Origin of the sequence: Neolewinella sp. (assembly GCF_965214665.1) — a bacterium.
Lineage (GTDB): Bacteria > Bacteroidota > Bacteroidia > Chitinophagales > Saprospiraceae > Neolewinella.
This window is the reverse complement of record NZ_OZ243970.1, coordinates 1,533,675-1,549,176: the sequence shown is the minus strand read 5'-3', so window position 1 is coordinate 1,549,176 and position 15,502 is coordinate 1,533,675. Positions and strand designations below refer to the sequence as shown.

Annotated in this window: 17 protein-coding genes; 4 read left to right on the top strand and 13 right to left on the bottom strand. The window is 55.8% G+C overall.

What is annotated here, in order from left to right; genetic code table 11:
* Positions 1 to 29: 29 nt before the first annotated feature.
* Genes tnpA through tnpC form a run of 3 tightly spaced genes read left to right on the top strand, consistent with a single transcriptional unit; the run spans position 30 to position 2,333 of the window.
* Complete coding sequence (gene tnpA / locus ACOOHD_RS06935) at positions 30 to 380, top strand: IS66 family insertion sequence element accessory protein TnpA (RefSeq protein WP_420460844.1); 351 nt, start codon at positions 30 to 32, stop codon at positions 378 to 380.
* Positions 373 to 726 (top strand): IS66 family insertion sequence element accessory protein TnpB, encoded by a 354-nt coding sequence (tnpB, locus tag ACOOHD_RS06930; protein WP_420460843.1) that lies wholly within the window; start codon positions 373 to 375, stop codon positions 724 to 726. The genes tnpA and tnpB overlap by 8 nt, the downstream gene beginning before the upstream one ends.
* A gap of 32 nt (positions 727 to 758) precedes the next feature.
* Entirely contained in the window at positions 759 to 2,333 is a 1,575-nt protein-coding gene (gene tnpC / locus ACOOHD_RS06925) for an IS66 family transposase (RefSeq protein WP_420460842.1), read from the top strand.
* A 241-nt stretch (positions 2,334 to 2,574) separates the two neighbouring features.
* On the opposite strand, the gene ACOOHD_RS06920 is transcribed toward tnpC, so the two are convergent.
* The 12 genes from ACOOHD_RS06920 to rsmA form a co-directional block, all read right to left on the bottom strand.
* A complete protein-coding gene (locus ACOOHD_RS06920; protein WP_420460841.1) occupies positions 2,575 to 2,718 on the bottom strand; it encodes a hypothetical protein in 144 nt (47 codons plus the stop codon).
* Positions 2,711 to 4,159, bottom strand: coding sequence for a vitamin K epoxide reductase family protein (locus ACOOHD_RS06915; protein WP_420460840.1), 1,449 nt, complete (start codon positions 4,157 to 4,159; stop codon positions 2,711 to 2,713). Before ACOOHD_RS06915 ends, ACOOHD_RS06920 begins: the two co-directional genes overlap by 8 nt.
* A gap of 84 nt (positions 4,160 to 4,243) precedes the next feature.
* Positions 4,244 to 4,822: a hypothetical protein gene (locus ACOOHD_RS06910; protein ID WP_420460839.1), complete on the bottom strand. Its 579-nt coding sequence runs from the start codon at positions 4,820 to 4,822 to the stop codon at positions 4,244 to 4,246.
* A 591-nt stretch (positions 4,823 to 5,413) separates the two neighbouring features.
* Complete coding sequence (locus tag ACOOHD_RS06905) at positions 5,414 to 6,274, bottom strand: IS3 family transposase (RefSeq protein WP_420459203.1); 861 nt, start codon at positions 6,272 to 6,274, stop codon at positions 5,414 to 5,416.
* Positions 6,274 to 6,570 (bottom strand): transposase, encoded by a 297-nt coding sequence (locus ACOOHD_RS06900; RefSeq protein ID WP_420457933.1) that lies wholly within the window; start codon positions 6,568 to 6,570, stop codon positions 6,274 to 6,276. Before ACOOHD_RS06900 ends, ACOOHD_RS06905 begins: the two co-directional genes overlap by 1 nt.
* 105 nt (positions 6,571 to 6,675) lie before the next feature.
* Positions 6,676 to 6,831, bottom strand: a complete 156-nt coding sequence (locus ACOOHD_RS06895; protein WP_420460838.1) for a hypothetical protein — start codon at positions 6,829 to 6,831, stop codon at positions 6,676 to 6,678.
* A gap of 24 nt (positions 6,832 to 6,855) precedes the next feature.
* Complete coding sequence (locus ACOOHD_RS06890; protein WP_420460837.1) at positions 6,856 to 7,005, bottom strand: hypothetical protein; 150 nt, start codon at positions 7,003 to 7,005, stop codon at positions 6,856 to 6,858.
* A gap of 584 nt (positions 7,006 to 7,589) precedes the next feature.
* Positions 7,590 to 7,904, bottom strand: a complete 315-nt coding sequence (locus ACOOHD_RS06885) for a hypothetical protein (protein WP_420460836.1) — start codon at positions 7,902 to 7,904, stop codon at positions 7,590 to 7,592.
* A gap of 152 nt (positions 7,905 to 8,056) precedes the next feature.
* Entirely contained in the window at positions 8,057 to 10,234 is a 2,178-nt protein-coding gene (locus tag ACOOHD_RS06880) for a peptidase domain-containing ABC transporter (RefSeq protein ID WP_420460835.1), read from the bottom strand.
* Positions 10,235 to 10,240: 6 nt separating this feature from the next.
* Positions 10,241 to 11,392, bottom strand: a complete 1,152-nt coding sequence (locus ACOOHD_RS06875; RefSeq protein WP_420460834.1) for an HlyD family secretion protein — start codon at positions 11,390 to 11,392, stop codon at positions 10,241 to 10,243.
* A 182-nt stretch (positions 11,393 to 11,574) separates the two neighbouring features.
* Positions 11,575 to 12,027, bottom strand: a complete 453-nt coding sequence (locus ACOOHD_RS06870; protein ID WP_420460833.1) for a hypothetical protein — start codon at positions 12,025 to 12,027, stop codon at positions 11,575 to 11,577.
* A gap of 405 nt (positions 12,028 to 12,432) precedes the next feature.
* On the bottom strand, positions 12,433 to 13,206 hold the full coding sequence (rsmA, locus tag ACOOHD_RS06865; protein ID WP_420460832.1) for a 16S rRNA (adenine(1518)-N(6)/adenine(1519)-N(6))-dimethyltransferase RsmA: 774 nt from the start codon (positions 13,204 to 13,206) through the stop codon (positions 12,433 to 12,435).
* 184 nt (positions 13,207 to 13,390) lie between these two features.
* Between rsmA and ACOOHD_RS06860 the strand changes: the two genes are divergently transcribed.
* The gene (locus ACOOHD_RS06860; protein WP_420460831.1) at positions 13,391 to 14,317 is read left to right on the top strand and encodes an SMP-30/gluconolactonase/LRE family protein; all 927 of its coding nucleotides are present in this window, start codon (positions 13,391 to 13,393) and stop codon (positions 14,315 to 14,317) included.
* Here ACOOHD_RS06860 and ACOOHD_RS06855 read toward each other — a convergent pair.
* A complete protein-coding gene (locus tag ACOOHD_RS06855; RefSeq protein WP_420460830.1) occupies positions 14,310 to 15,491 on the bottom strand; it encodes a M20 metallopeptidase family protein in 1,182 nt (393 codons plus the stop codon). The two genes, ACOOHD_RS06860 and ACOOHD_RS06855, sit on opposite strands and share 8 nt — an antisense overlap.
* Between the last annotated feature and the right edge of the window lie 11 nt (positions 15,492 to 15,502).

Below are 15,502 nucleotides of genomic sequence, written 5' to 3'. Positions count from 1 at the left end.
TGAACTTTGCGACGAGCAAAACCGACTAGATGCGCCGCCGTAAATCACCTGAACAAATTAAGCACCTGCTGTCCCAGCAAAGGAGCAGTGGAGCGTCCATCGCTGAGTTCTGCCGGTCCCACGGTATCAATACCGGTACTTTTTACGCTTGGCGGGCAAAGTACGCTGCCAGCAAGAAGTCGGTGTTGGCATCGGGGGGCTTTACTCGCTTAGTCACTCCGTCGTCCTTGGTGGCGGCAGCGCCGCCGCCGCAGGAGGTTACCTCCTGCGCCACCACAACGGTATACCTGCCCGGCGGTGCTCGCCTGGAGCTGACGAACTGGCCACTAGCGGACCTCCTCCGGCTTAGCCGCGAACTCTGCCCCGGCGCCGATGCTTAGCTTCTCGAGCCGTCAGCGCTACTTTTTGTACCGCGGCGTAACCGACATGCGTAAGGGCTTCAACGGATTCCGTAGCGGTCTAGTACGCGAGCACATCGACCACGAACTCTTGAGCGGCGATGTGTCCATTTTCCTAAACCGCCGTCGCGACCGCATCAAATTGCTGGTGTGGGACCGCACGGGCTTTGTGGTCTGGTACAAGGTACTGGAACGGGGCACCTTCGAGCTACCGGCCGCCGCAGAGAGTGACCGCCTGGAGATGAGCTGGACCGACATCCAACTGCTGCTGGAGGGTATCGAAATTAAATCCGTCAAACGGCGCAAAAGATATAGCAAAGCGGCCTGATGTACGGGGCGGTTTTCGTATTTTTGTCGCATATGGAAGCCACCGTTTCCCGGGCAGAATATGAGGCGGCAATACGTCAAAAACAGGGGCAGATCGATGCCCTACGTCACGAGCTGGCCGAGCTTAAGCGGCTGATCTTCGCCGCCAAGTCCGAGCGCTTCGTACCGGCGGCCCCGGTGGCTGAGCAGATGGCCCTGTGGGACCAAGAACTGCCCCACGACGATGCTGCTTGTGGCGGCCAGCCGGCTACAGAAAAGATCAGCTACCAACGACGCAGGAGGAGCAAGGCTAAGCAGTCTCACCCGGGGCGTACACTGCTACCCGAACATTTCCCGGTACGCCAGATACGCGTCGAGCCCCCCGGGCAGAATACTAGCGACCTGATCGAGATCGGCCAGGACATCACCCGTAAGGTCGACTACACCCCGGGTAAGCTAGAGGTGATTGAGTACGTGCGGCCCCGCTACGTGCACCCCGCAGCCAAAGTGAGTCAGCACGAGGAAGAAGAGTACGCGCAAGGAAGCGCCGTGATCCAGGCTCCGGCTCCGGACCAGGTACTACCCAAAGCCATCGCCGGGGCGGGGCTACTCACCCAGCTCGCCATCGCTAAGTTCATCGACCACCTGCCGCTGTACCGTCAGCGCGCGATGTTCCGGCGGGACTACGACTGGAACATCCCCTCCTCCACTCTGGGCGACTGGTTCGCCGCAACCTGCGCGCTGCTCGAACCCCTCTACGCGGCGCTCGAAAAACAGGTGCTCGACACCGACTATCTGCAGGGCGACGAGTCACGCATCACGGTCCTAGAGCGGGGCGCGGAGCCGACCAAGAATAATAGCCACCGCTACCCGCCCAAGTTCAGGAAGGTACACCTAGGTTATATGTGGGTGTTCCGAAATCCGGTCGCTGGCGGGGTGCTCTTTGCCTACCGTCCGGGACGGGGAGCAAACATTTTACACGAGACGCTAGACTCCTTCGGGGGCATCTTACAGAGCGACGGCTACTCCGCCTACACCAGCTTCATGAAAAAGCACCCCGCAGTAGCACTCGTCAGCTGTCTGGCCCATATCCGACGTAAGTTCTTCGACGCTCGCTCTAATCACCCAGAGCTAGCCGAGCTGGCCCTGCGTGCTATCCAGTATCTCTACCGCATCGAGGATATCTGCTGTCGCTACGGGCTGGACCCCGAGCGCCGCCGGTGGCTACGCCAGCGCTCCGCCCGTCCGGCTTATACGGCCCTGCTGGAGTGGGTGAACGAGCAGCGGCGAACTAGCTTGAGTAAAGGGGGCATCGGTAAGGCGCTCAGCTACGCCCACAACCATCTGCCCCGGCTTGGGGCTTACCTGGACGACGGACGCATCGAGATCGATAACAACCTGATCGAGAACAAGATCCGCCCCCTGGCCCTGGGCCGCAAGAACTATCTCTTCGCCGGCTCGCGGGATGGAGCCCGGCGGGCGGCTATGCTGTATTCTTTCTTCGGTAGTTGCCGCGAGGCGGGCGTCAATGAGCGCGAGTGGCTGCAGGATGTCTTGCTGCGTATCGGTCAGCACCCCATCAACCGCATCGAGGAGTTGCTACCGGGGCGGTGGAAGGCTAAAGTTTAGACTAGCAACACGGGGTTGCTCGGATGCTTACCAGCTTTCGCACCTTCCGGAATACCCGAACAGGGAGGGCAGTACGAGCAGACTGATCGGCAGGGCATAGGTATGAGGCGGGGCCACGGGTGCGGGGATTTTGGTGAGAGGACCCCTTGCCGGGTTGCGAGCGGTTGGTGTAAACTAGGAAACCTACTCCATAAACTGGAGTAGGCTTCTCAATTAAAGTACCGTCGGTACCCGTTCGTGGCTACACCTCGATGGAGAGGTTAGCGCAGAACTCCCCGGCCCAGGTGCCTAGCTTGTAGGCGGAGTAGAGGACTAGGGTGGCTACGGCGGCGTAGCTGGCGGTGTTGGCTACCGTTAGGTGTGAGGAGATAGATTGATCAAACATGCGGATGTGGTTTAAAGATGAATGAAAGAATCTCAGTTGTGGTGTATTCTACAGACACAACGAGGTTATTATATATGATTTGCGGATACTTCGATATTTTGTTATTTCCAATCCACGTTGAATATTTTTTATCTAGATCAGATTGAAAAACAGCAGGATTGTATTCTTCAGCGTATTCTTGCGAGAAAACTAATTCTAATGCTGGTAACTTGGCAGAGTTAGATTCTAATTTTAACTGTTTACGGTTGAAGTCACTTACAGAAACCGATCCTCTAGAGTTTTCAACAATAAAATACATTTGAATATCCTCAAGGACTTTATTGTTTTTCCAAAAGGCTAGTAGGTCCATCGCAACTTTCTTGCAGTGAGGGCACGACAAGCTAAACACAAATATGACATGATCGCTTTTAATCTTATCGAGCGGCAAGTTAGTGACTTTTCTACAATCCTGCAAGAGTCCTACAAAAGTAGTGCGCTTCAATGCGATGCGTTTGAATCTTGGCATTTCACTTTTCGCTTTAAGGTAGTTGATCACGACTGATTTGTGTCTTAGCCACAGAGGTAGAACCACTAGCGGTATAAAAAAACCCAATGAATTCTCGTGTATAGTTAAGTTGAACCCTGAGCCTCCGAAAGCCAGTATTACAACCAAAATTTGGGCAAATATTATCTTCAGGCAGAGCGTACACCATTGCTTAATGATAAACTTTTGAATATACAGTGAATAAGGAATAATAGCGCATGAACACAAAGCTAGAGGTTTCCACGCTCCATTTAATGTTGGCGATACAAAACAAAGGCATAAAATACTAGCAAAGTAGATAATGCCTAAATCTACCATCGTCAGATTGTGCTTTTCGCTTATAATTGCATATTTTGACTGTAATACGTCTTGGCAAGAGGAGATGATGTCACTTCCGCACTTCAAACTAAGATATGCCGAATCAACAGTTGCGTATAAGGCAGTGAATGCATAATAGATTCCAACTAAACCAGCAAATACCAGAAGAGGGAATGCGAGTAAATTATAAAAGTATATACTAAAAAACAAGTATGTCATAATTAGTATGACTTCTCTTAGGTATCTAAAATTTCTGCCAATCTTAAGATTATTTGTTGCGTTGATTTTCGGCAATATAAACACTCCAGTCCATTCAAAGTCGAAATCATCAATGCTAGTAGAAACTTTGTTTCCATTACCGTTCGTATAGATTACTTGGGTTTTACTGATTGATTCTATATATACTAAGCCAGAGCCGATCAGTTGTACAAAAAGGTTTGACGTGCTCGGTAAGCTTTCGACATGATCACATTGTCCTACAGAAGTCTCAATTTGAAATTGCCTAAGCGTCTTTGTAACTGCGGATAAACTAGGGAAGCTAGGATCACTTAACAACTTTTCAATCAACTCAAATTTTTTCTGAAAGCTGTTTGCTTCCATCCACCTGGATATAGGATTAACAAGTGGGGGTGCTTGGGTAGTTACTTGACTCATGATCCGTTATTCGAAGAACTATCATCGCCGTTAAGCGAAAGTGGAGATGTTTGGAAACGCAGCGGAGGTATTGATAGAGGCGACCTTTATTTTGGACTCAATCTTAGTACCTTGTATGTTGACCTTCATGTCGCTGTCAACTATAATTTCGTTATTCGCCAATTCTGGTGATGCAAACGACAATAACTTAGACAATCTATAATAATCAATATAGCAAGTATGCTCAAGGCCTTTAACTTCTTGGACGATCAGGCTACCTCTAAGGGCAGCGGTCATTCCCCGACCAGACAGATTGAATTTGTGCTGATTGTTGTGAGTTTCTTTTCGAATAGAGATGTTGCCAATTTGCTCTTGAATGGTCTTTAATTGAGCCAACTCTACAGACTGATCAACTTTGGTCCAAGCTAGGTTTGATTCATCAAGCCGATAACATGCGTTAGTTCGTCTACAATAAATTACATCTGCAGCATTGTTGGTCAGAAAATAAGCATAGTCTGTGTTATATATCTCTGTAAAAGTAAACTGGTTTTCTTTAACGGAAATATGCTTATCAATTTGGATTATCATAACGTAGAGTTCAATGGTGAAAGCGAGTGGGCGACGGCCCACTCGCTGTTATAAATTATACCTCGATTCCAATATTATAGGCGTACTCACCAGCTACTTCGCCGGCTTTATGACCTGCAGCTGTAACAGCGGCGAGCGCTGCGGCGAAGAGCCTTCCGATCCATGGGCCACCCCCTTGGACTGAATGTAGATCAGATTTTGATATTGCTGTCATTGTTGGAATACTAGTTTTCATACGAATTAATATTTAACGGTTAAAAAATTTTACTCTTTGGTTGCTGCTGCGAGTGCAATAGTTCCAGCTGCTCCTACGACAAACGATACCACAAAGATCGCTCCAACGCATAAGCCTCCGCACACAAATCCACCATTGATAGATGCGATTTCCGATTTGTCAAGATAAGTAATACTCATAATTTGTTATATTTATGTGTTATTAAACAGTTTTTACTGCTCGTTTTGCATCTCGCGATTCTTGTTAACAAATCCCATGCCAAACCCAATTCCAGCACCCAGGCCTAGGGTTACTACGGCAGCGATACAAAGGCCGCCACATACGAATCCGCCGTCAATGGAGCGCTGCTCTTCAATAGTTAAAACAGTTACTTGATGTGTACCCCATTCTTCGACAGATTATGACAGAGTTTTAGGTCCGGTGGGATAATGTTGGTGAGGTAGCCCAGGGCTCAGCGAGGAGTGATCTCGGGCGTAGTTATAGTAGTCGAAGAATACCCGCAGTCCTTGTTTGAGCGCAAGGCCATCGACAAATTCATGCAGGTAAATGTACTCGTACTTGACCGTTCGCCAGAGGCGTTCGATGAAGGCATTGTCAGTAGCCCGTCCGCGGCCGTCCATACTGAGCCGAGTAGCTTCATCAGCTTGACCCAGCACGGCCTGCGTAAAAGCCTCCGAGGTATACTGAGCGCCCTGGTCAGTGTTAACAATCTCGGGACAGCCCCAGCGGTCGACGGTGCGTCGGTAGACTTGGCTACACCACTCGGCGGTCATCGTATTGGACAGCGACCAGTCCAGCACGAAGCGAGAATACACATCGATCCAGGCCGTCAAGTAGAGGTACCCCCGCTTCATTGGAATGTAGGAGATGTCCGTCTGCCAGACCTGGTTGGGCCGCTCCATGGATAGCCCACGTAGCAAGTAGGGGTACACCTTATGTCCAGGCGCGGGACGGGAAGTATGTGGCCCTGGGAGCACCGACTGTAGTCCTAACACCTTGTAGTACAGGCGGTTGATGCGTTTGAGGTTGACTTCCAACTGGTGTTCTCGCCGGAGCCACCGCAGCATTCGTCGCGGACCTTTGTCGGGGTAGTCCAGGTAGTGTTCGTCCATCAGCCGCAGCAGTCGCAGATTTAGCTCGCTTTCTGCTGCCGGGTGGTAGTAGTGCCGAGACCGAGATACACCCAGAAGATGGCTCTGGCGCACTACGCTGAGATGCGCCCCGCTATCCAGGGCGGCTACTCTTTGTGAATGGGGCATCAGGAGAGCGTTTTTTTTAGAAACTCGTTCTCCACCTGTAGCTTACCGATGATGCGCAGTAGCTCATCACGCTGTTTATCTTCCAGGCCGAGGCTCGAAGCTGCCCCGCGATTACCCTTGCGTTTGGACCCAAAAAGCTCGTCGGATTCATGCGTCAGTACCCGCTTCCAGGTCTTGATCTGTGAAGCGTGCAGTTGATGTTTTCGCGACAGCTCGGCCATGGTCAGTTCTTCCCGGATGGCCTCCAGGGCAACTTTCTTCTTGAAGCTGGCCGAATGTGTTCTTCGTTTAGACATACAAGCAAGTTAGTGGACCTTACTTACCTGTTCGAATTTTGGGGTACACTACAACTTTAGAATATAGCATAAGTTAATAATTTAAAAGTGATGAAATAAAAGTGATTAAAAATCCGCCAGACTGAACGTCCCAGTCAGCGATTGGTCAAGCGTAGGCCGCTGGCCACCCGGCACATCCCAGATCGGGAAGCCACAGGTGATCAAGCGCCCGGGGGCATAAGCCTGGCCGCCGGAGACGGCCTGTAGTTCGTTGATACTCATAGGTATATAAATTTAAGGGGTGAGTTATTCTTCGTTTGACTTGCGAATGGCGCGCGCCCTGCGTTCCATGCGCTCGAGGTATTCTTCCAGGCTGAGATCCTCGTTCCAGTCCAGGGGAAGGTGGGGGAGGGCGTCGTCCTCGAAGTGGTTGGTGTAGATGTCGTAGTTATTCATGGTTGGCATAGCAGTATTCCGAGTGAGTAGGTGATGCTGCAAAGGTGGGGCGGCAGACTCTACTATTTGTGGAGTGGTGTTAAATTTTAAATTTTGTTGCGATTAAGTTGGGGCGGCTGGCGTTCCAGTGCTTCCCGTCTTGTAGTTGCAAAGGTGAGAAGCCGTACTCTACTATTTGTGGAGTGGTGTTAAATTTTGCGTCTGGGAGTGGTTTTGTCTACTTCTATGTAGCGAGACTGTAAGCTGCTATACATGGCCCGTTCTCCCTCTCCTTTGGACCGGGCCGGGGAGAGGAAAAACTAGGGCTATGTATAGTAGTATGGACAAACCTTAGACCGGCTAAATGTCATCAATCTCATCAATTGCCGCCCGTAACGGTATCATAGCCTCTTCGTACAGTTCCCGGCGCCGACGTGGACTAGTATTCGGTGGAAAAATGATCCGGACACCGTCTCCAATCTTTGGCCTCGGTCGGCGACTGTCATTAATGCTGCAGAAGCGGAAGCGGTAGTTTTCTTCAATGAGGGCGTAAATACACTTCTCTTTCATGGTGTAGTAGTATGTGTTGTTTGATAAATGAAGAATTAAGCGGCATGAGTTGCTGTGTCGATAGATCGGATAGTAGCTCCGACTGAGGTATCGGAATCGTTCCGTCGCGTGCCCGGGTTAGTGGATACAAAGCCCAGTTGCAGTTCCACCGGCTCGTAGTACACGTAGCTCTGGCGGTGGAAGCAGAAGTGCACAGGAGCACCCAGCGCTTTCATCTCCGCGATCAAACGGTACAGTAGGCTGGTGGAAAGCCCCATCTTCTCGGCGAAGACTTCCGGTGTGCCGGTGCGTTTGAATTTGATGAACTGATGCATGCGCCGGAGGCGATCTAAGTGTTTGTTGACTGACATGTGTCTCAGATTAGAATGGTGAAGTGTTAGTTGTTGTGTTGTTGAATTATTGAGTTGTTGCGTCTCTGCGTCTCTGCGTCTCTGCGTCTCTGCGTCTCTGCGTCTCCCGTTCCCCCATCCATAAGTATTGCACCTGCGGCCCCGCCCGGATTTTACGCAGCTAAGCGACGGACTACCCGGGTGGGGAATTGCTTATTCCATAGCTCCCGGTAGGCCCCCTCCTGGGTGAGAAGTTGCTCGTGCGTACCCTCCTGGATCAGCTTACCCGCGGAGAGTACGGCGATCTTATCGGCGTCCATAATGGTGCTGAGGCGGTGGGCGATGACGATGATGGTCTTGCCGGCCGCACGGAGTTTGTGCATAGTGTCCTGGACGAATTGCTCGCTGGCCGAGTCCAGGGCGGAGGTAGCCTCGTCGAGGATCAGAATCTCGGGATCGCGGTACAGGGCCCGGGCAATGGCGATGCGCTGCTTTTGCCCGCCACTGAGATTAGTGCCGTGCTCGCCGACGTAGGTGGCAAAGCCATTGGGAAGCGACTCGATGAAGGAAAGCAGGCCGAGTTCCTTGCAGATCGCCAGGATGCGCTGCATATCCGGCGCATAGTCGCCCACGGCAATATTCTCGATGAGGTTGCCGGCAAAGAGCGTGAGCTCCTGGGGGACTACCCCGATGCGCGCCCGCAGACTCTGATTGCTGACGTAGGTCAGGTCCGCATCCCCTACCACGACCTTACCGGAAGTGACGGGGTAAAGCTTCTGGAGTAGGGCCGCAAGCGTAGATTTACCGGAGCCGCTTTCTCCCACCAGACCGGTAATCTGCCCCGCCGGGATAGTAAGGTTGAAGCCCTGAAATACATCCTGCCGCGAACCGTAGCTAAACTGGATGTCACGGAAGCGAATGTCACCCACCATTTCCGCCTTCAAGTCCATGAGCTCGGTGGGCTCTTCCTCGCTCTCCAGGTCGATGATCTCGAAGAGGCGATCGGCGGCAATGAGGGCGTTCTGAACGGTCTTGTTCATGCCGATCAGTCCCTTGGCCGGACCGGTGAAGTAGCCGATCAGCGCATAAAAGCCCAGCAGCTCACCCGGCGAGATCACCCCGTCGATGACGTAGTAGCTGCCCACCCAGAGTAGAATGATCGTGAACAGCCGACTCACCAGCTCGGAGGCATTGCCGGAGAATATGGAGTTCATCCCGGAGCGGTAGGTGGTCTGTAGTAGCTTGACGAAGCGCGTCTCGGTCTTCAGGTTAGCGTGCTCCTCCAGGCCGAGCTGCTTGATGGTACGTACGGCACTGACACTCTCGACTAGCTGCGACTCGAGTTCCGCCGCCCGCTCCATCAGCTCGCGCTCCCGGCTGCGGTTGAGCCGGTTGGTGATCCAGTAGATGGCTACGTAGCAGGGCACCACCGTCAGCAGCACCAGCGCCAGCTTCCAGTAGTAGGTAAACATCAGTCCGAAGCTGAACACGACGATGAAGACGTTGACCAGCAGGTTGATCGCCACATCATTAATAAACGCCCGAATCTTCACCGCATCCCCGATGCGCGAGATGATCTCCCCCGTCCGCATACTATCGAAGAAGCGCTGCGGCAGCCGCAGCAGGTGCTTGTAGTAGCCCAGGATGAGCCGCGCGTCGATGAGCTGCCCCGACTTCATCACCATCACCGATTTCATGGCCCCGATGAAGATTGCCACCCCGAGGAGGGCTACCATGGTGATGCTCAGTAGGTTGAGTAGCCGTGTGTTGCGGTTGAGGAGGACGAAGTCGGTTATCTTCTGTAGGTAAATCGAGGTGCTCAGGCCCAGGATGGTGTACACCACGGCCCCGAACAGCGCCTGCACCAGCGTACTCCGGTGCGGCTGCAGCAGGGCCCGGAAGCGCGCAAAAGTGCTCACCCGCCGGTTGCCGGTCTCGAAGTCCTCGGCCGGGGCGATGAGCAGTAGTACGCCCGTCCACTCCTCCCGCCACTGCGCCCAGCTGCGCTTTTCCATGCGGCCGGTGCCGGGGTCCATGACCTGTACGTAGTTGTCGGTCACCTTGTAGACGACCACGAAGTGGTGCAGCCGCTTGTTCACAACGACGTGGGCCACGGCCGGGAATTCCGCCTCGGTCTTCAAAGCCTCCTCCTCGGCCCGTACCCCCTTACAGCTGAAGCCCAGCTTCTCGGCCGCCTGGATCATGCCCAGCAGATTGGTGCCCCGCTGATCGGTACTCGCCAGCTGGCGAATGCGCGCGATGGGCAGTCCCAGCCGGTAGTGCGCCGCGATCGAGGCCAGGCAGGCCGCGCCGCAGTCGGTGATGTCGTGTTGTTTGATCTTCTTGTTCATAGCGTGCTAGTGGTAGGTGGGGTTAAACCAGTCGTCGAGCTTGTCGTGCAGCAGCTGAAAGACCGAGCGGCGGGTGAGGGTGAAGTGGGCCGTCAGCGTCATCCCCTTGCGCAGGGTGCCGACGTAGCCGTTCTTGAGGCGCAGGGCCTCGTCGTGTAGGGTACAGGTGACCAGGAAGGCGGCCTGCCCGTCGACCTCGGTGACGTCCTTGCCGATCTCGGTCAGGGTGGCCGCGGCCAGTCCCCACTGGTTGTAGTTGAAGGCGTCGAGCTGCAGGCGCACCGGCAGTCCCTCGCGCAGTAGCCCGATGTCGCTCGGACTCACGTAGGCCTCCACCCGCAGTTCTCCGTCGGGGCTGATGTGGGTCAGGGTTTGTCCGGCACTGGCGAAGGCCCCGGCCTGCAGTCCCCCCGTCTGGGTGAGCTGTCCGTCTACCGGCGCGGTCACTACGTACTGCCGGGCCTGTTCGTCGAGCTGGTCCAGCCGCCGCTGCAGGTCGGCCCGTTCGCGGCGGGTGCGCTGTAGGTCCTGCGTCCAGGCGTGGGACTGCTGTCCACCGAGTTGTCGCAGTTGATTTTGTAGCAGGGTCACTTCGTAGGCAGCCTGTTCGAGGTCCATGCGGGCGGTAGCGCCGGTCTGTATGAGTTCGGTCTGCCGGTCCAGTTCCCGCTCGGCGTGCTGCAATTTCAGGGTCAGCTCATCGGTTCGCCGCCGGTAGTCCCGGTAATCTTTCTGGTACACCGCACTCCGCAAATCAGGGGGCGGGGCCGCAGGATGCAAAGCGGTAAGCGCACGCAGGTCCCGTACTAAAACGCTCCGTTCGGTAAGTTGCTCCTGCAGGTGCGTGGACTCTGCGGTTAGCTCGGCAGTACTCACGACCAGCAGGGTATCGCCGGCACTTACGGTAGCATTCTCCCGCAGCTCGGCGCGCACGATACGGCCACTCACGGGCGTAGTCACGGGCGTCAGCTTCATCGCCGGCCGCAGAATGCCCCGGCTCTGGCTATTGACCTCGACCTCGATGAAGGGCAGGGCGGCGGCGGCTACGAGCAGTCCGAGCACTACGGTCAGGTAGATCGTGCGGCCCGTACGGTGGTGCCTGGCGTGTAGGCCCTCGACGCCGTTGACTAGGGGGAAGGGGAAGAGTTGTGTTTTCAATGTGTTGCGTTGTTGAGTTATTGCGTTGTTGCGTGTCTGTTGGGATAGGTGTGGTAGGTGTGGGGGTGTGGTAGGTATGATAGGTGTTGAAGGTGATATAGACTAGAACCTCGAAGCGTCCGAAGGCGCTGCGCGCCAACGGACCTTTGAGCGTCCGGTCGAGTAGCCAGCTAAGCATCCGGTCAAGCCGCCACCCGCAAAGCCCGCACCCCGACCGCCGTACTAATCCCCACAGAAAGCGTAGTAAACTCCCCATCCCCCAGCGCAGGATATTCCCCCGGCACGATCCGGTACACCGCAGCCGGCAACTCCAGTCCCCGCACCACCCAGCTCGGCAGTCGGTAGCTGCACGGCACCCGGAACCGGTCGGCGGGAAAGTGCTGTCGGCGTACGGCCTCCGTAATTGCAGTAGCATCAAAGTGAAGCAGCAGGCGGCCCGTAGGGCGGTCCAGCCGCAGGTAAGCCGGAAGCACTACGGCGCAACTTTGCCGCGGTAGGTAGTCCGGTGGCTGCATCCTACAGATCCCCACCGAGCTACAGTCGCCCGAGCGCGGCGAGCCCAGTTGCACCGAAAGGCGCAGGCCCCGGCGGCAGGCGGCGTGGTAATCAGAAAAAATAGCGTGTAACTGGTGCATACTGACAGTGTGATAATGGTGAACGGGGGAGTTTTCCCGCTTTGATGATCACAAAGGTCAGGTGGTCATTTCAGTAAAAAAAGGACAGTTGTGCAGCCGATTTGGGAGTAAAATGGACCCTGTTTTGAAGGTAAAAATAGCTAAATCATTGATTATCAATGATTAACGCAAATTTTTTTTGCGGGCTTTTTTGAGGAATTTCTGATTTTTTGGTGTTAACTGGGTGACAGCGACGTCGGAGGGTTCACCACGGAGGTATATGTTTTCTCCTATAGCACCGCTAGGTGCTGGCCTCTGTTTACCTCACTTGCCGTCCTGTAACGACAGCTCTGTGGAACCTCCGTGAATCCCTCTGCGCAGGCCGTAGGCCAATCTGTGGTGAACTACCCCACCCGCGGTGGTGAACTACCCCACCCGCAAAGCCAACCCCACAAACTCCCCCACCGACACCTGCTCCGGCCGCCGCCGAAATATCTCCTCCCCCAGCACCTCCGCCGAGAAGATCGACTTCAAACTATTGCGCAGCATCTTGCGCCGCTGCCCGAAGGCCGACTTCACCACGTGCTTGAAGGTGCTGTAGTGCTCATCAGCGATCAGAGGTTCGGGGCGGCGCACCAGCCGGATCACCGCGCTCTGCACCTTTGGGGGCGGCTGGAAGTTGCCCCGGCCTACGTTGAAGCACAGTGAGGGCTCATACCGCAGCTGCACCAGCACCCCGATCACCCCGTATACCTTGCTGCCGTGGCCGCTGATGACCCGGTCTGCCACCTCCTTCTGGAACATCCCTACCATCTCCGGGATCAGCCGGTAGTTATCGAGTAGCTTGATGAGGATCTGGCTGGAAATGTTGTAGGGGAAGTTGCCGACCAGTCCGAAGGGCTTGCCCCCGAATACTTCCGTCAAATCCCGCCGTAGGAAATCCCCCTCCAGGATATCGTCGCTCAGCTGCGGGTAGTGCTGGTGGAGGTAGGCGACCATATCCCGATCGGCCTCGGCTACCTTCAGGTGAAAGTCCGCCCGGCGGTCGAGCAGGTGCTTGGTGAGCATGCCCTGTCCGGGGCCTACCTCCAGTACGTCCTTATATAAGGTAGTCAGCTCCAGCGCCTCGGCGATCTGGCGGGCGTAGTGCTCGTTGGTGAGGAAGTGCTGGCCGTAGGATTTTTTGGCGCGGGTTGACAAGGGGTTAAGGGGTCAGGGGGTTAAGGAGTTAAGGGGTTAAGGACGTGCAAGGTAGGTTAGCGTCCCGATAGCTATCGGGAGTGGCAGCATTGTACTGCACCCGAACACCATGCCCGCCTGCCCCGGTTACTCCAACGACCGCCTTAACTCCTTAACCCCTTGACCCCTTAACTCCTTGACCCCCTTGACCTACTTCATCCCCGCCGATGCCCACGAAGGCTGCACCTACGTCCCCCGGCAGCAGCGGCTGTACTTCTCGACGACCAAGAAGATGGACCCGCCGCGGGTAGCGATCCGGTATCTCGATTTCAGTGCCTACCAATTGAATAAGGACAACCGCTGGGCCGACCGGATCGGCTCCGAAATCGAGAGCCTCCAGGCCGAAGAATGGCTCCACGATGCCCGTATGGCTAATAGCATGTGCCTGAGCCCCGACGGTAACGCGCTGCTAGTGTGCGAACAAGGAGACATGGACCGCCCCGCCCAACTGACACGGCTGGACCTGACCACGCAGGAGCGTACCGTGCTGTTCGATGGCTACGAAGGCAAACCGTTGAATAGTCCTAATAAAGTAATTGTGAGTAAACAGGGGCATATAGTGATCAGCGACCCCGATTACGGCTTCCGGCAGGGATTTCGGCCGCCGCCGGAGCTGGAGCCGAGCCTGTACGTGTTACCGAAGGATGGCACGCCCTACGCCTTCGACTGCGGACTGGAGATGCCCCATGGCCTCGCCCTCAGCCCCGACGAGCGCACCCTCTACGTCACGGACACCAGCAATGACGGCGCCCACGACGATGGCGTGAAGCTCAAGCGCCGCAAGGCCGTGTACGCCTACGACTTCAACCCCGCCACGGCCAAGATCACCAACAATCCCCGCTACTGCTTCCCGGTCGATAAGGGGGTACCCGATGGCAGCCTGACCGACGGCGATACCCTCCTCGTGGGTGGTGGCGATGGTATCTATGTCGCCGACCTGATCGGCAATCTGCGGGGCAAAATCAAACTAGATCGCACCGCCGTCAACCTGGCCATCGTGTCAGAGCACCTGTTCGTGACGGCCGATGAGGGGGTGTACCTAATTTTAAATTGGCGCGAGCAGGTCAGCTGAGCTGCCGCAGCGCAAACCAGGCCAGTAGCGAGGCCCCCGTCCGCAGACAACCCTCATCCACGTCAAAGGTATCCGTGTGCACCGGACTCCCCGCATGCCCCGGCCCCCCCACGCCCAGCCGGTAAAAGCAGGCCGGTAGCTGGTGACTGTAAAAGGCAAAGTCCTCCCCGGTCATCCGAATCGGCAGGTCGACCACCCGGTCGTCACCGAGTAGTGTACAGGCCTCGGACTGGGCCCAGCGCGTCAGGGCCTCGTCGTTTTTCAGAAAGGGATAGCCGTGGCGCACCTCAAGTTCCGCCGTACCCCCCAGAGCTGCGGCAATTCCTTCAGCCGTTCGGCGTAAGCGTCGGTGCAGCTCCTTACGCCACGCTTCGTCGAGGGTCCGCAGCGTCCCCTGCAGGTGTACGGCATTCGGAATGATGTTCGTGGCGCCTCCCTCGCTTTCGATCCGACCGAAGGTCAGCACCACCGGTAGGGTAGGGTCGGTCTCGCGGCTCACCAGTTGCTGTAGGGCGGTGATGAGTTGGGCGGTGATGGTGATGGGGTCCACGGCCTGGTGGGGCATGGCCCCGTGGCCGCCCCGTCCGCGCACGGTTAGGAAAAGCTCGTCCGTGCTAGCCATATAGATCCCCGGTCGAAAGCCCACCGTACCGGCCGGCAGGGGAGGGTGCACGTGCTGGCCGAAGATGGCCTGAGGCACCGGGTTTTCCAGCGCCCCGTCACGCAGCATCAGGGTTGCCCCGCCGGGCAGTTTTTCCTCTCCGGGCTGGAAGAGCAGGCGGACCGTACCGCTCAGGCGATCTTTTAGCGGGACTAGAATACGCGCCGCCCCGATTAGCGCCGCCGTATGCACGTCGTGCCCGCAGGCATGCATCACCCCCGGGGCCTGCGAGCGGTAAGGCACCCCGTTTTTCTCCTCGATGGGCAGGGCATCCAGATCGGCACGTAGGGCTACGGTCGGACCGCTCCTCCCCCGAATCTCCGCAACCAGCCCGGTACCCGCCACCTCCCGGTAGGGAATGCTCAACTCATCCAGCCGTTCCCGCACGTACTGTACGGTAGCGTGCTCTTCGAAACTCAGTTCCGGGTGGGCGTGCAGGTGGCGCCGGTCCGTCACGGTAGCTGCCGCCGTTTTTTCACTCAGGGCGCGTACGCGGGTGCAAAGCTCAGTCATAAACCGCAAGG

Excerpts from the sequence above, each read along its gene's own strand:
- ACOOHD_RS06895 (WP_420460838.1), bottom strand. The coding sequence starts at position 6,831 with ATGAGTATCAACGAACTACAGGCCGTCTCCGGCGGCCAGGCTTATGCC.
- tnpA (WP_420460844.1), top strand. The coding sequence starts at position 30 with ATGCGCCGCCGTAAATCACCTGAACAAATTAAGCACCTGCTGTCCCAG.
- ACOOHD_RS06915 (WP_420460840.1), bottom strand. The coding sequence starts at position 4,159 with ATGGAAGCAAACAGCTTTCAGAAAAAATTTGAGTTGATTGAAAAGTTG.
- ACOOHD_RS06920 (WP_420460841.1), bottom strand. The coding sequence starts at position 2,718 with ATGTTTGATCAATCTATCTCCTCACACCTAACGGTAGCCAACACCGCC.
- ACOOHD_RS06885 (WP_420460836.1), bottom strand. The coding sequence starts at position 7,904 with ATGTCAGTCAACAAACACTTAGATCGCCTCCGGCGCATGCATCAGTTC.
- tnpC (WP_420460842.1), top strand. The coding sequence starts at position 759 with ATGGAAGCCACCGTTTCCCGGGCAGAATATGAGGCGGCAATACGTCAA.
- ACOOHD_RS06900 (WP_420457933.1), bottom strand. The coding sequence starts at position 6,570 with ATGTCTAAACGAAGAACACATTCGGCCAGCTTCAAGAAGAAAGTTGCC.
- ACOOHD_RS06880 (WP_420460835.1), bottom strand. The coding sequence starts at position 10,234 with ATGAACAAGAAGATCAAACAACACGACATCACCGACTGCGGCGCGGCC.
- ACOOHD_RS06870 (WP_420460833.1), bottom strand. The coding sequence starts at position 12,027 with ATGCACCAGTTACACGCTATTTTTTCTGATTACCACGCCGCCTGCCGC.
- ACOOHD_RS06855 (WP_420460830.1), bottom strand. The coding sequence starts at position 15,491 with ATGACTGAGCTTTGCACCCGCGTACGCGCCCTGAGTGAAAAAACGGCG.
- tnpB (WP_420460843.1), top strand. The coding sequence starts at position 373 with ATGCTTAGCTTCTCGAGCCGTCAGCGCTACTTTTTGTACCGCGGCGTA.
- ACOOHD_RS06890 (WP_420460837.1), bottom strand. The coding sequence starts at position 7,005 with ATGAATAACTACGACATCTACACCAACCACTTCGAGGACGACGCCCTC.
- ACOOHD_RS06905 (WP_420459203.1), bottom strand. The coding sequence starts at position 6,274 with ATGCCCCATTCACAAAGAGTAGCCGCCCTGGATAGCGGGGCGCATCTC.